This is a genomic window from Amycolatopsis sp. NPDC104863 (assembly GCF_055582965.1).
The window spans coordinates 854,747-869,247 of sequence record NZ_JBVJOW010000003.1 but is presented as its reverse complement, the minus strand read 5'-3'; the positions used below and the strand labels follow the sequence as shown (position 1 = coordinate 869,247).

The following is a 14,501-nucleotide window of genomic DNA, read 5'->3' as shown; positions in this document are numbered from 1 at the left end:
GTCCGCACCGCCCGCTCACGCGGGGACGGCGCCCGGCTCGATCGTCACCTTGATCGCCTCGCCGCTGCTGACGACGTCGATCGCCTTCAGCACGTCCGACAGCGGCAGGTGGTGGGTGATCAGGTCGTCGACCGGGACCTTGCCCGAGGAGATCAGCTCGAGCGCCTGGCGGTTGTGGTCCGGGCTGGACCCGTTGGCGCCGTAGATGGTCAGCTCGCGGTAGTGCACCAGGTTCGAGTCGCACGCGATGACCGGGTTGTCCTTCGGCAGGCCGCCGAAGAAGCTGATCCGGCCGCGGCGCGCGGTCATCTTCAGCGCGTCCTCCTGGGCCTTGCCCGCCGCCGCGGCCGTGATGACCACGTCGGCGCCGTCGCCCCCGGTGAGCTCGAGGACCTTCTCGACCACGTCGACCTCGCTGCCGCAGATCGCGACGTCCGGCTTGACGAGGTCGGCCGCGAGGTCCAGCCGGTGGCGGTTGAGCTCGACCAGGTACACCGCGGCCGCGCCCTTGGCCCTGGCCAGCCGCACGTGCAGGCAGCCGATCGGGCCCGCGCCGACGACCACCACGACGTCACCCTCGCCGACCTGCGCGAAGTTCTGTCCGTTGAGGACACACGCGAGCGGCTCGGCCACCGACGCCTCGGCGTAGCTGACGCCCTCGGGGATCCGGTTGACGCCGTCGACCTTGAGGACCTGCTTCGGCACGATCATGTACTCGGCGAAACCGCCGTCGAAGTGGTAACCCATCGACAGCTGGTTCGGGCAGACCTGCTGCAGCCCCTTGCGGCACTGCTTGCACTCGCCGCACGGGATGGCCGCGATGACCTGCACACGGTCACCGGGCGCCCAGCCCGAGGTGTTCGAGCCGGTCTCCACGACCTCGCCGGCGATCTCGTGGCCGATCACGCGCGGCGGGTCGATGTGGTGGTGCCCGTGCCGGAAGATCTTCAGGTCCGTACCGCACGTCGACGTGTTGTGCACCCGGATCTTGATCTCGTCCGGGCCGGGGTTCGGTTCGTCCGCGTCTTCGACCCGCAGGTCGCCCGGCGCGTAGAAACGTGCCACCTTCATCGGGAAAACTCCTCGTCCACTTCGTTCAACAGTCGCAGGATCGTTTCGGCGTCCGGCGCTTCGCGCAGTTCCTTGACCTGGTCGGCGTCCATCAGGATCCGGGCCAGCGAGGACAGGATCCCGACCTGCTCCGAACCCTTCGCCGCGATGCCGACGCAGAGCCGGACGTCGTTGCCGTCCCAGTCGACCCCGTCGGGGAACTGGAGGATCGCCAGGGCGGTCCGCTTGACGAACTTGCGGGACTCGTCGGTGCCGTGCGGGATCGCGACCCCCTCGCCGAGGTAGGTCGAGACGGACTTTTCGCGCTCGTGCATGGCGTCGACGTACTCCGGCTCCACCGCCCCCAGCTCCAGGAGCTTCCGGCCGACCTGGGCGATCGCGTCGGCCTGGTCGGGGGCGGTGCGGCCGATGAGCACGGACTCCGGCCCGAGGATGACGGCGTCAGTCGGCAAGGGAACCGCCGTCCCGGATCGCCTGTTCGACGCGGTCGAACACCGGGTCGCCGAGGAAGCTCTGGAACCCCAGGATGACGGCGGTGGTGTTCGCCTTGCGCGCCCGGCTGACCAAAGTGGACTGGCACAGCACGACCTGCGCGTCGCCGGGGATCTCGTTGACCGGCGTGTGCTCGACCTTGACCGAGTACGGCTTCAGCCGCTTGGCCAGCTGGGAGGCGACCATCACGCTGCTGCCCATCCCGGCGTCGCAGGCGATGATGACCTTCTTGACTTCCTTACCTTCGATGCTGCTCATTCCCGTGCTTCCTTCCTTCGATCGACGGTGATCGTCACGCCACGGCCCCGCCGTTGGCCACGGCCAGCTCGCGCTCTTCCTTCCGGGCGTCCCGGCCGAACTTGAGCAGCACCGCCGCGATGATGAACGACACGGCCGCCGCGATCACGACCCCGGCGATCACGCCCAGGTAGCCGCCCTTCGGCGTCACCGCGAGGACCGCGATGATGCTGCCCGGCGACGGCGTGGCGGTCAGGCCCGCGTTGAAGATGCTGAACGTCGCGACACCCGCCGCGCCACCGGCGATCGCGGCCAGGATCAGCCGCGGGGTCGCCAGGATGTACGGGAAGTAGATCTCGTGGATGCCGCCGAGGAACTGGATGACGATCGCGCCCGGCGCGGTGGCCCGCGCGCTGCGGGCGCCGAAGAAGGTCAGCGCCAGCAGGATGCCCAGGCCGGGGCCGGGGTTCGGCTCGATCAGGAACTGGATGGCCTTGCCGTCCCGCAGCGCGTCGGCGACGCCCAGCGGGCTCAGCACGCCGTGGTTGATCGCGTTGTTGAGGAACAGCACCTTGGCCGGCTCGACGATGATCGAGACCAGCGGCAGCAGGTGGGCGTCGATCAGGGCCTGCACGCCGTTGCCGAGGCCCTTGGTGATGCCCTGCACGACCGGGCCGATGCCCAGCATGCCCAGCACCGCCATCGTGCCGCCGATGATGCCGGCGCTGAAGTTGTCGACGAGCATCTTGAAGCCCGGCGCGGTCTTGCTGCCGACCTTGTCGTCCCAGAGCTTGATCAGGAAGCCGCCCAGCGGGCCCACGATCATCGCGCCGAGGAACATCGGGATCGACGCGCCGACGGCGATGCCGACCGTGGCCACCGCGCCGACGACGGCGCCGCGCTGGCCGTGGACGATCCGGCCGCCGGTGTACCCGATCAGGACCGGCAGCAGGAAGTTGATCATCGGGTCGACGAGCTCGGCGATGTGCGCGTTGGGCGTCCACCCGCTCGGGATGAACAGCGCGGTGATCAGGCCCCAGGCGATGAACGCGCCGATGTTGGGCATGACCATGGCGGCGAGATGGCCGCCGAATCGCTGGATGGTGACCCGTGCGCGTTCGGCCCTCGACGGAGTTGCTTCCTCTTCGCGCTCCGCAGTGGTAGTCATCGTTGGCTTCCTTCTCTGGAAAAGGGTTTGGAGGGTTTTGCCATCCAGCGATGGCGTCGAGCGGGACGAAGGCGGTGCTATTCGCGCACTTTCTCGTCCCACTCCGGACGCGGGTCCACCCGCACTCGACGTGCCCCCACGTCTTCGGGACCCGGCATCGTGCTCCCGGGCAGCGACACCGCGGCCGCTCCCCAGGCGACGGCTGTGGCCAGCGCCTGCGGGCCACTCCCCCCTGCCGCCAGGAACCCGGCGAGCATCGCGTCGCCGGCTCCGACCGAGCTCCGCGGTTCGGCCGATGCGTTGGCGCACCAGACTCCCGCGTCTTCCACCAGCACGGCGCCCTTGCTGCCGAGACTGGCGAGTACCTTCCCCGCGCCGAGGGCGCGAAGCTCCTGGGCGGCGTCGACGACGTCGCGCACGGTGCCCAGCTGCCGGCCGACCGCTTCCTCGAGCTCGTCGAGGTTCGGCTTGACCAGGGCCGGGCCGGCCTTGACCGCGGCGCGGAACGCCGGGCCGCTGGTGTCGATGACGACCTTGGCGCCGGTCGTCGCCAGGCGCGCGATCAGGTCGGCGTAGAAGTCGTCACCGGCGCCGGGCGGCAGGCTTCCCGCCGCCACCACCCATTCCGCGTCGTCCACATGGGACATCAGGGTGTCGCACAGGGTCTCCAGCTCCGCACCCGACAGGTGCGGGCCGCTCTCGTTCACCTTGGTGACGGTCGCGTCCGGCTCGACCACGCTGATGTTGCTGCGCACCGGTTCGGCGGTGCGCACGCGGACGACGTCGATGTTGTAGTCGTGCAGCAGGCCGATCAGGTGGTCGCCGTCGGCGCCACCGGCGGGCACGACCGCCCGGGCCTTGAGTCCGTTGCGGACCAGCGCACGGGCCACGTTGATGCCCTTGCCGCCCGGCTGGACGCGCGCACCCGTCGCCCGGTGCAGCTCGCCCCGGATGAGCCGGTCGACCTCGACCGTCCGGTCGACGCTCGGGTTCGCCGTCAGGGTCACGAACACTTCAGCACACCTCCACCGGGGTCCTCGTTGGTTTGGTTGATATTGCCTGTGTTCATCTTCGTTTGCAAGACCCGACTTCACCCAAAGTTCAACCGTTATCATCGGGAGATCGTGATCTTCCCGCCCTGGCCTGGAAGAACTCCGCACACACGGTGAAGTCAAAAACCAACACAAAGCAATATCGCCACCACCGCCGCCGGGTACGGCAAGGCGGGCCGGGTGACCCTCCGGAATCCGGAAGGACGCCCGGCCCGCCGCCGAGTTCCCGCACGTCACACCGCTCCGGCCGGTCCGCCGGGCGGCCACCACCGGGGTCACCGCACGAAGTCCGGCAGCGCGCGCGGAGGCCACGACCCGACCCCGAAGATGCCCATGGAGTAGGCCTTCGAGATCAGCGCCGGCCGGTTCTTCACCTTCATCTTCCGCAGCAGCGTCGTCACGTGGTACTCGACGCCGCCCCGGCTCATGTGCAGGTTGGCGGCCAGCTGGATCGTGGAGACCCCGGAGGCCACCCCTTCGAGGATCCGCGCGTCCATCTCGGACAGGACCTTCTTCTTGTGGCACGCGACCTGGTGGCCGCGGTCGTTCTTGTCCGGCCGGAAGACGACCGTCAGGCTGTCGAGCCGGTCGCCGAGGCCGTGCACCGTGGAGCCGATGAACTCGCCCGAGAGCGTCGTGCCGTTCTCCCGCATCACGAGGATCCGCTCGACGAACCGGCGCCGTTCGCCGCGGGCCAGCAGCCGCAGCTGGTTCTCGACCTTGCTCCGCACGCTGGGGTGCAGCAGGTCGCACAGGCTGGTCCCGGTCACCGCGTCCGAGCTGCGCTCGAAGACCCGGAAGAACTCCATGCTGGCCGACACCACGCGCAGGCGGTGGTCGAGGTTCACCATGCACATCTCGGGCGTGACCGCGTGGAGCGTGGGCTTGCGCGGAGCGGTCCGGGCGCCCCGGTCCACCAGGACGACACCGACACCCGCAGCCAGATCCGCAACGTCCGCACTCATGAAGGCATTCCTTTCTCCGGCTGGAAGCTGAACCACCCGGGGCGAAAAGGCCGGCGGCGGGGAAGGTCTCGGTGACCGTGTGAGCCGCTCTCCGGGGTGATGCAGATCATGTTATGCACGCTTGATTATCACCGGCAACACAATCCGGACACCTGGTCTTAACACTGTGGTGCGGTGGCGGCGGGGGTACGGAGGTACGGAGGGCGGTGGGGTGCGGTGCGGTACCGAACCCCGTACCGCACGGGCAAAATCGCTGCCCTTTCGCACTTTCCGCCTGGGAAAAGGGGGTCCGAACCAGCACCCCGCGCGCCGCACCGGGCTCCGAACCGTGGTGCGGACCCGCACCGGTCCGCACGCCGGGTGGTACGGACCCCGCACCCCGCGGTGCGGCAAGGGAAATCAGTTCTCGGGTTCGAGCGCGCCGAGGCGCTCGACGAGCTCCGAGCGGCCGCTCACCTCGAGCTTGCGGTAGGTGCCGGTCAGGTTCTTTTCGATCGCCCGCCGGGTGACGCCGAGCGAGTCCGCGATCCGCTGGTTCGTCCAGCCGCGCACCACGAGCCGCGCGACCGTCGCCTCGGTCTTCGTCAGGTTCCCCATGCTGTCACCGGAAAGCCGCAGCACCGGGCCGTTCAGCTCGGTCTCCCCGCTGCCGTCCAACCAGGACGCGCCGATCAGCTTGACCAGCTCCCGGCCCTCGGCCAGCAGCTCCTCGGCCTCCGGCAGCCCGGCGTCGAGCAGGCGGGTGCCCAGGATGACGGCGGTGCGGGCGCGTTCGACGACGTTCTCCGACTCGCGGACGATGCCGGCGGCCTCCTGCAGCAGCGCGATGCCCTCGGCGCCGCCGGTCAGCATGCCTTGCAGGCGCAGGGAACGCCCGACGCTGAGCGGTGTCCCCCAGCGCTGCGCGTACTGGTCCTCCTCGGACGCGTGCGCCTGGGCGGCGGCCAGGTCGCCGAGGCGCTGGCGCACCAGTGCGGCCCAGATCCGCCACGGGTACTGCGGGGTGTTGACCCAGCCCTCGCGCTCCAGCCGGCGGCCGCAGTCGAGGAACCGGCCCAGCGCCGTGGCCGGGTCGCCGCGGACCAGGTCGACCATCCCGCGGGTCAGCCGCCGGGCGGCGAACACGCGGTGGTCGGTGCTGTCCATCGGCACGGCCAGCAGCCGCTCCCCCAGCTCGGGGTCCTGGGTTTCCAGGGCGACCTGGGCGAGCGTGGTGACCGACCGCGCGAGCGCGTCCGGCCAGGCTTCGTGGCCGGCGCCTTCGAGCACGCCGAGCGCGATCCGCCGGGCCTTGGCCAGCTCCCCTTGCGCCAGCTTGACTTCCGCGGTTTCGGCGGCGATCAGCGGCGCGGTGCCGGGCCAGTGTTCCTGGGCCGCCTGCGCGGCCGCGGTCAGCGCGGGCTCGAGCACCGCGGCGCGGTCGGCCAGCACCGTCGTGGACACCAGCAGCGGCAACGACGTGTAGGCGTGACGCGGGTCGAGCGGCTCCTCGCTGATCAGTCGCTTGAGGACGGTCTCGACGTCGTCGGCCGCGACGCTGCCCGAGAGCACCGCGGCGTGCAGCAGCACCACCGCCAGCTCGCGGCCCGCGGGCGAGTCCAGCCGTTCGGCCCGGTCGAGCTCGGTGAGCCGGGCCAGCGCGGCGTCGCCACCCGGCGGCTGCCCGATCCCCGGGTACCAGCTGCGCGCCTCGGCCCGCAGCGCGAGCTCGACCGGTTCGCCCGCGCGCAACGCGGGTTCGACGGCGGCGCGCACGGCCGCGCCGAGGCTCGGCGCCGACGCGGCGAACGCGGGCGGGATCCACAGCGCCGCTTCGGCTTGCTGCGGCCCGGCCGGCAGCAGCGACAACGCCTGCGACAGGTGCCGGGCGGCGGCGACGAGGTCGAACCCGCGTTCCGCGGCGGCCAGCTCGACGAGCAGCCGGCCGCGCTCCTCGCTGTCGGGCGCGGTGTTCAGCAGCGCCCGGCGCAGGTAGCGCGCCGCCAGCTCACCCGCGCCGCGCTCGAGCACGGTCACCGCGGCCGAGCTGAGGATCCGCACTTCCCAGGGGTCTTCGGCGGTGCCGACCTTCATCAGCGTTTCGGCGACGCGCTCGGCCGGGCGGCCGTGGTCGTAGAGCAGCCGGGCGGCGCGCCGGTAAAGGGTTTCCCGCAGCTCCACCGGGATCGCGGACTCGACGCCGTCCCGCACGCTCGTGGTGACGAACCCGATCCGGCCGTCCCGGCGGTCGGCCAGGCGCAGCCGTTCCAGGTGCTGCACCGCCGAGGAGTACTCCACGTCGTCGAGGCCGGCGAGGTCGGCGGCGAGCCCGGGTTCGGCGAGGTCGCCGAGCACCGCGACCGCGCGGGCCAGCGCGAGCACCGCGGGCGGCTGCGACCCCAGCGACATCAGCACGCGGTGGTCGAGCACCCGCACCGCTTCGGCTTCCGCGGCGGCGGTCTGCGCGGCGATCGGCCGCAGCCCCTCGGCGACCAGTCCGGTGAGGACGGTCGCGACGTCGGCGGGGTTGCCACCGGAGACGCGGTGCAGCATCGCGGTGAACGGCTCTTCCGCGCGCTCGCCGAAGGCGACTTCGGCCATCGACGCGACCCCGGACGCCGAAAGCGGGGCGGGCACCACGATCCGCGCGGCCGCCGTCACCAGCTCGTGCACCAGCGGGTACTTCGGCGCCTCGCACTCGTCGGCCAGCGCCAGCGCCAGCAGGATCCGCGACCCGCTCAGCCGCTTGGCGAGGTACCCCAGCAGCCGCAGCGATCCCTGGTCGGCCCACTGCAGGTCGTCGACGATCACCACGACGAGGTCGTCGTGGGACATCGCGTGCACGACCGTGTGCAGTCCATAAAGGACGGCTTCGGTCGGGAGGTAGTGCTCGTGGCCGTTGGTGATGAGCCGTTCCTCGGTCAGCGCGCGCAGGATCTGCTCGGACGCGCCCTGGAACCAGCGGTCCCGTTCGGCCTCGCCGGCGGCGACGAGCACCGGGCGGCACAGCTGCTGGGCGATGCCGAACGCGAAGTCCTCTTCCAGCCGGGTGGCGTCCGCGCGCAGCACCCGCGCGCCCGCGCCGAGCGCCGCGGCCGTCGTGTCGCGCAGCAGCGCCGACTTCCCGCTGCCGGCCGGGCCGCTGATCAGCAGCAGCGAGCCGTCACCGCCCGCGGCCGCGTTCAACGCGGTCGCGATCGCGGCCCGTTCGGCGTCACGCTCCAGCAGCACCGGTCATCAACTCGCCGCGGTGCCGGGGCTCATCAGCTCGGCGAGCTGCCCCCGGCCGGTCACGGTCAGCTTGCGGTAGATCCGGGTCAGGCGCAGCTCGACCAGCCGGCCACTCAGCTGCAGTGCCCGGGCGATCTCCGGATTCGTGCGGCCCGCGGCGGCGAGCGCGGCGATCCGGGCCTCCTGTTCGGACAGGGCGCCGGCGGGGGCGCCGGGCGCGGGCCGGAAACCGGGGTCGGAGCCGTGGCGGGCCAGCCCGCCGGAAACCTCGCGGATCTTCTCCGCGAGCCCGGCCGGCAGCAGCTGCGGCCGCAGGGTCGCCACCCGCCCGAGCAGCGCGGCGGCCTCGGTGGTGTCGCCGTCTTCGAGCCGTGCGGCGGCCAGCTCGGTGACGGCCGTCAGGAAGTCGACGCGGCGGGCGGTGCCCTCCAGCAGGGTCACGGCGCGTTCGAGGTGCGCCCGGCGCTCGGCGCCGGTGAAGATCTCGGCCAGCCGCAGGCTCGTGGCGCCGCGGGCGCCCGGCACCCCCCAGGTTTCCGCGCGGTCGAGCGCTTCGCGGGCCAGTTCGCCGGCGTCGGCGCCGGAACGGGCCGAGGCGAGCGCCGCGCCGGTCCGCCACGGCAGGTCGACGGGGTTGCCCTCGCGCCGCCCGGCGGCGCCGCGGCCGGCCGCGGTGAAGGCTTCGAGCGCGGCCCGCGCGTCTCCCTTGGCCAGGTGCGCGAAACCGCGTTGCACCAACAGGTATCCGGCCGCCGAGCCGTCGTCGGCGCCGGCCGGGAGCACCGTGCCGACCGCGCGTTCGGCTTCGTCGACGCGCATCGCGGCCAGCGCCACCTCCGCGCGCACGGCCAGCAGGCCCGGCAGCGCCCGCGGGTGCCAGGCCCGCTCCGGCAGCCGCGCCACGGCGGCGTCGAGGTCGGCTTCGGCCTGGCCGAGGTTGCCGCGCCGCACCTCGCAGCGCGCCCGCAGCAGCAGTGCGTTCGCCGCGGCCGCGCGCGCCCCGGCGTGGGTCGCGTCCTGGTGGACGTCGGTGAGGCTGAGCACGGCTTCGGAAAGCTCGTCGGCGCAGAGCAGCACCCACGCGGCCTGCAGGCGCAGCGTGTACGGGAGGCTCGCGCCCGGTTCGAGCGCCAGCCGGGCGAGCTCCCGCGCGCGGCCGGGCCGCCGCCCGCTGCGGGCGAGCCGCACCGCGTACGTCGCCGCGCGCACGGGATCGGTGTCGCCGGGCGCGGACTCCGGTGCGTCGAACCCGGGGACCGGGACGACCGGGCCCGCCGAGCAGTCGTCCTGCGCCAGCCGGCCGAGCGCGGCCAGCGCGGCCGTCCCGGCGGCGAACGCGCTGCGCCGGCGGCAGGTCGCGGCGATCACCCGGTGCGCGGTGCGGGTGTCCCCGCGGGCGAGCAGGTGGTCGGCGGCTTCGAGCAGGATCGCGCCGGAGACCTCGGGACCGGTGTCGAGCAGGACGCGCTGCAGGCGCTGGTCGCTCAGCTCCGGCTGGTCGGCGATCTCGGCCAGGGCCAGGCCCAGCATCAGCTTCCGGCGTTCGGCCGGGCTGACCGGCTCCCGCAGGGCCCGCCCGAGCAGCCGGGCCGCGCCGGCGTCGTCACCGAGGGCCCGGCGCTGCTCCGCGGCCCGGCGCAGGGTCGCGACGGCCCACGACGCGCCGACCGGGCGCACGGTGGCGAGCAGCTCGGCGAGCTGGTCGTCCGGCACGGCGGCGCGGTAGGCCAGTTCGACGCACCGGGTGGCGAGCTCACCGCGGTCGGCGGCGCTCAGCGAGCCGAGCGCCGCGTCGGCGGTGGCGTCGTCGGCGATGCGCGTCGGCGCGTCTTCGCGCACCAGGCCGAAGCCGACCAGCTGGCGCAGGGCGTCGCCGACACGGCCGGCGAGCGGGCCGGCCAGCGTCGTCACGAGGTCGAAGTCGAGCAGGCCGCGGCACACCGCGATGGCCCGGAGCAGGTTCAGGGCGTCGGCGGGCAGGGCCGCGATCGACACGGCGAGCTCGCCGGCGCGGACGTCGGCCAGGTGCGCGGTGACGGCGGGCAGGTGCGCGGCGACCGGGTCCTGCCCGGCGGCGGCCAGCCGTTCGAGCACCGGCGCGACCAGCGCGGGCCGGCCGCCGGTGGCCTCGTGCAGCCCGGCGGTGAACCGCGGGTCGGCGTGGCTGCCGGGGAAGCGGCCGGCGACCAGCTCCCGCAGGCCGTCTTCGGTGAGCAGCCGGACGACGGCGGTCTCGCCGCCGGGCGCGGCCGGCGGCTCGCCGGTGGCCAGCACCGACCGGACCAGCAGCATCGGCGCCTGCTGCAGCCGGTGTTCCATCGCTTCGAGCCAGGCCGTCGAGCCGGGGTCGGCCCACTGGACGTCGTCGACGGCGATCAGCAGCGGGCCCTGGCTCGCGACGCCCACGAAGTCGCCGCACAGGGTCGGGATCGAGCGGTCGGCCGAGGCGCGGCCGCAGGAGCGGGCCCCGCCGTCGAGGCGGCAGTCGGCGTCGGCGAGGTCGGCGAAGAGCCGGTTGATCACCCCGCGGTGCACGGCGGACTCCCCCGGCGAGCAGGACGCGAAGGCGGTGGTCACCCCGGCGGTCCTGGCCTCGCGCACGACGGCGTCGAGCAGCGCGCTGCGCCCGGTGCCACGCGGCCCGGCGACGGTCACCTGACCGGACCGCCCGGCCAGCAGCCCGCGGATGCCACGGCGCAGCACACCGAGCTCGTCGTCCCGCTCGACGAGCCGGCCACCGGCGCTGCGGCGCGAGCGGTCGTCCCGCTCCCCGAGCCACGGCACGGTCAGCACCGGCGCGGCGACCGGGAGGGCGGGCCGTCCGGAAGTGCGCAGGACAGGCGCGACCGGCAACGCCGATCCGGCTCTACCTGGTCCGGGCACCACCATCACCCTCCGCCCGCAGCGGTTTCTGGCCCGTCACCCGGAGTTCACGAACGAGTGACGTGGCTATGCAGCCTAAGACGATGAATGTTGGTTTAACAAGTCCGGCGCCTTCGTTTTGTCTGTACTTGACCCCCAGCGTCAACGCACTACCCACGTAGACCCAGAAACCCCTACATTCCGGACCGCGAGCTTGACACCCGGGCAGGGCGGTCGGTGAAGGTGACTCACCAGCCCTGTCGGATCCGTTTCGAGGCCGCGAACATGAAAAAGTCCCACGATCGCCGCGTCGCAACCAGCCCGGCGACGGCCCTGTCCTTCGGCGGCTGGGGCGACTACACGGTGTGGGCCGAACATGGATTCACACCCAAACCCAAGTCCAGCCCTACGCCGCAGGTGAATGGTAACGGTGCGCAACCGGATGGTGACGTTCCGGCTCAGCCGGCCGAGCGGCGTGGTCGCGGCGAGGAAGCCGGGGCCGGGGCCACCGAGGGTGAGCCGGCCGCCCGAGGCGGGCGCCGGCAGCCGCGCGGCGACGAACCGGCCCGGGCTCGCCGGCCCGGCGAGAGCGCCGGCTCCCGCGACGGTGACCGCACCCGGGGCCGGGGCAAAGCCGCCCTGCGCGCGGACGATGCCGCCGGTCCCCGAAGCGCGGGAAGGGCTGGCAACGGCACGCCGGCTCCCCGAAGCAAGGCCGCCGACGGCACGACCACGCCCCGAGGCAAGACGGCATCCGGCGAGATCGCCGGCCACACCCCAAGCCGCGGCACTCCCGCGCACGGAAACACCAGGCCCGGCGATGCGGCCGACCGCGCCACCACTCCCCGAGGCAGGACAACGCCCGGCGAGGTCGCCGACCGCGGCCCGGCTCCCCGAGGCACGGCAACAGCTGGCGAGACCGCAGACCGCACCGCCGCTCCCCGAGGCGCGGCGACACCCGGCAAGACTGCCGACCGCACCGCCGCTCCCCGAGGCACGGCGACACCCGGCAAGACCGCAGACCGCACCGCCGCCCCCCGGAGCAAGACAACCCCCGGCCAAACCGCCGCCCCCACCCCAAGCCGCGGCACCCCCACGCACCGCACCGCCGAACCCGCCGCTCACACCCCGGCCGCGGGCACCCCCACACACCGCAGGACCGCCCCCGGCCGCACCGCATCCCCCGCCGAAACCCGCCCGACCCCGCTCCCGCCCTACATCCGCGGCAGCATCCCCCCGCCTCCGCCGGCCCGGGACCTCCTCCCGCCCGAAGTCATCGTCAGCGCCACCGGGCGGCACCGGCGGGCCGGGGTGCTCGCGCCCGATCTCGCCGCCGTCTGCCGGATGTGCCAGATCCCCACCTCGATCGCCGAGGTCTCCGCCTACCTGCTGCGGTCGCTGGACGACACCCGCGCGCTCGTGCGGGAAGGCGTGGACGCCGGGCTGCTCGTCGCCGCGGCCGCCGAGCTCGGGGTTGCCGGGCGGCCGCCGCTCGCGTTGCTGCACCGCGTTCACCAGGGTCTGCTCCGGCTGTGAACTAGACACTTCCAGGAACGGGCGAACCTACGCTTCGGGGCATGGCGACCCAACTACTGGCGTCCTCCGACGTACTGAGCTACGTCAGCGAGCATTCGCAAGCCGAGGACGAGATCCTGCGCGAACTGCGCGACGAGACGGCGGCGCTGCCCATGGGGGCGGCGATGCAGGTGTCCGCGGAAGAAGGCCGGCTGCTCGCGATGCTGGTCAAGCTCACCCGGGCGCAGCTGGTGGTGGAGGTCGGCACCTTCACCGGGTACAGCTCCCTCTGCCTGGCCCGGGCCCTGCCCGACAACGGCCTGCTCATCACTTGCGACGTCACCGACCGCTGGCCCGCCTTCGGCCGGCCCTACTGGCGGCGGGCCGGGGTCGAGGACAAGATCGACCTGCGGATCGCGCCCGCCATCACAGTGCTCGACACGCTCTTCTACGAGTACAGTCCGGGCACCGTCGACCTGGTCTTCATCGACGCCGACAAGGTCGGGTACGCCGCCTACTACGAGGCCGCGCTCGGCCTGCTCGCGCCGGACGGCCTCATCGTCGTCGACAACACGCTCTTCTTCGGCCGCGTCACCGATCCCGAGGCGCAGGACCCCGACACGGTCGCCATCCGCGAGTTCAACCGCTTCGTCCGCGACGACCCGCGCGTGGAGATCTCGCTGCTGCCGATGGCCGACGGCATCACGCTCATCCGCCGGGCGAACTGAACCCCCGCAAGCGAAAGAGGCCGCCACGCCCGACCCGTGGCGGTCTTTTCCCTGCCCGCACAACGGAAACGCAGAAGCCCGCCTCGCGGGTCGCGAGACGGGCTTCTGGGGTGAAACGGCTCAACGCACCCCGGCGGGCTCGGTGAGGTCGGGCGCCACCAGGGTGACCGTCGTGGGCTCCTCCTGCGGCGCCGGCTCCAGGTGCAGGCGCTGCAGGCCGGGCGCCTCGCCGTCGGGCAGCACGGCCGCGCACGCGCACGCGTCGTCGGCGAACCCGGCGAAGCGGTAGGCGATCTCCATCATCCGGTTGCGGTCGGTCGGCCGGAAGTCGGCGACCAGGTGCGCGTCGGCGGTCGCGGCCTGGTTGGCCAGCCAGCGCAGGATGATCGAGCCCGCGCCGAACGACACGACCCGGCACGACGTCGCCAGCAGCTTCAGGTGCCAGAACTCGTCGAACGTCTCGAGCAGGATCACCCCGACCGCGCCGTGCGGGCCGAAGCGGTCCTGCATGCTGACCACCAGCACGCGGTGCGACGGGTCGTCGAGCAGGCTGCGCAGCTTCTCGTCGGAGTAGTGGATGCCGGTGGCGTTCATCTGGCTCGTGCGGCGCGTCAGCTCCTCGACGCGGGACAGCTCGGAGTCGGTCGCCGGCAGGATCGTCATGCGCAGGTCCAGCGAGCGCAGGAAGTCCTCGTCCGGACCGGCGAACCCGGCCTGGGCCTCCTGACGCCGGAACGACGCCTGGTACATCTGGCGCCGCCGCCGCGAGTCGACGGTGACCGTGGCCGGGCTGAACTCCGGCAGGCCCGCCAGCTCCAGCACGTCCTCGGCGCGGTAGGTGCGCACCTGCGGGTGGTGGTAGGTCACCTCGGCCCGCTCGCTGTCGCGGTCGTCGACGAACGCGATCGTCTCGAGGGCGAACTTGAGGTCGTCGGCGATCGCCTTGACCGAGCGGGACTTCGGGTGCCAGCCGATCTGCGGGAGCACGAAGTACTCCGCCAGCCCCAGCTCCTCCAGCCGCGCCCAGGCGTGCTCGTGGTCGTTCTTGCTCGCGACGGACTGGAGGATGCCGCGCGCGTCGAGGGTCTTCACCAGCTCGCGGACCGCGGGGGCCACCTCGACCGAGCCGTCCTCCAGCAGCGTGCCGTTCCACAGGGTGTCGTCGAGGTCCCACACCAGGCACTTGACCATGGTCGTGCTA

11 protein-coding genes are annotated in these 14,501 nt (G+C 72.9%); 2 read left to right on the top strand and 9 right to left on the bottom strand.

The window, feature by feature from the left end; genetic code table 11:
* Positions 1–15 precede the first annotated feature (15 nt).
* From ACZ63J_RS20760 to ACZ63J_RS20725, 8 genes are all read right to left on the bottom strand, one after another.
* Entirely contained in the window at positions 16–1,071 is a 1,056-nt protein-coding gene (locus tag ACZ63J_RS20760) for a zinc-dependent dehydrogenase (protein ID WP_465311396.1), read from the bottom strand.
* Entirely contained in the window at positions 1,068–1,523 is a 456-nt protein-coding gene (locus ACZ63J_RS20755) for a PTS mannitol transporter subunit IIA (protein WP_465311395.1), read from the bottom strand. The genes ACZ63J_RS20760 and ACZ63J_RS20755 overlap by 4 nt, the downstream gene beginning before the upstream one ends.
* Positions 1,513–1,821: a PTS lactose transporter subunit IIB gene (locus ACZ63J_RS20750; RefSeq protein ID WP_465311394.1), complete on the bottom strand. Its 309-nt coding sequence runs from the start codon at positions 1,819–1,821 to the stop codon at positions 1,513–1,515. The genes ACZ63J_RS20755 and ACZ63J_RS20750 overlap by 11 nt, the downstream gene beginning before the upstream one ends.
* A gap of 34 nt (positions 1,822–1,855) precedes the next feature.
* Positions 1,856–2,968: a mannitol-specific PTS transporter subunit IIC gene (mtlA, locus tag ACZ63J_RS20745; RefSeq protein ID WP_465337496.1), complete on the bottom strand. Its 1,113-nt coding sequence runs from the start codon at positions 2,966–2,968 to the stop codon at positions 1,856–1,858.
* Between the two features lie 77 nt (positions 2,969–3,045).
* Positions 3,046–3,981 (bottom strand): 1-phosphofructokinase, encoded by a 936-nt coding sequence (gene pfkB, locus ACZ63J_RS20740; protein WP_465311392.1) that lies wholly within the window; start codon positions 3,979–3,981, stop codon positions 3,046–3,048.
* Positions 3,982–4,295: 314 nt separating this feature from the next.
* Positions 4,296–4,985, bottom strand: coding sequence for a helix-turn-helix transcriptional regulator (locus ACZ63J_RS20735; protein ID WP_465311391.1), 690 nt, complete (start codon positions 4,983–4,985; stop codon positions 4,296–4,298).
* A 399-nt stretch (positions 4,986–5,384) separates the two neighbouring features.
* On the bottom strand, positions 5,385–8,195 hold the full coding sequence (locus ACZ63J_RS20730; protein ID WP_465402416.1) for an AAA family ATPase: 2,811 nt from the start codon (positions 8,193–8,195) through the stop codon (positions 5,385–5,387).
* A gap of 6 nt (positions 8,196–8,201) precedes the next feature.
* Positions 8,202–11,048 carry an AAA family ATPase gene (locus ACZ63J_RS20725; protein WP_465439558.1) on the bottom strand — a complete coding sequence of 949 codons (2,847 nt, stop codon included), beginning with the start codon at positions 11,046–11,048 and terminating at the stop codon, positions 8,202–8,204.
* A 294-nt stretch (positions 11,049–11,342) separates the two neighbouring features.
* Here ACZ63J_RS20725 and ACZ63J_RS20720 point away from each other — a divergent pair, with 294 nt between their 5' ends.
* Positions 11,343–12,593 carry a DUF742 domain-containing protein gene (locus ACZ63J_RS20720; RefSeq protein WP_465408576.1) on the top strand — a complete coding sequence of 417 codons (1,251 nt, stop codon included), beginning with the start codon at positions 11,343–11,345 and terminating at the stop codon, positions 12,591–12,593.
* Between the two features lie 41 nt (positions 12,594–12,634).
* Positions 12,635–13,300 carry an O-methyltransferase gene (locus ACZ63J_RS20715; protein ID WP_465408570.1) on the top strand — a complete coding sequence of 222 codons (666 nt, stop codon included), beginning with the start codon at positions 12,635–12,637 and terminating at the stop codon, positions 13,298–13,300.
* Between the two features lie 120 nt (positions 13,301–13,420).
* On the opposite strand, the gene ACZ63J_RS20710 is transcribed toward ACZ63J_RS20715, so the two are convergent.
* On the bottom strand, positions 13,421–14,491 hold the full coding sequence (locus ACZ63J_RS20710) for an HAD-IIIC family phosphatase (RefSeq protein ID WP_465408574.1): 1,071 nt from the start codon (positions 14,489–14,491) through the stop codon (positions 13,421–13,423).
* Between the last annotated feature and the right edge of the window lie 10 nt (positions 14,492–14,501).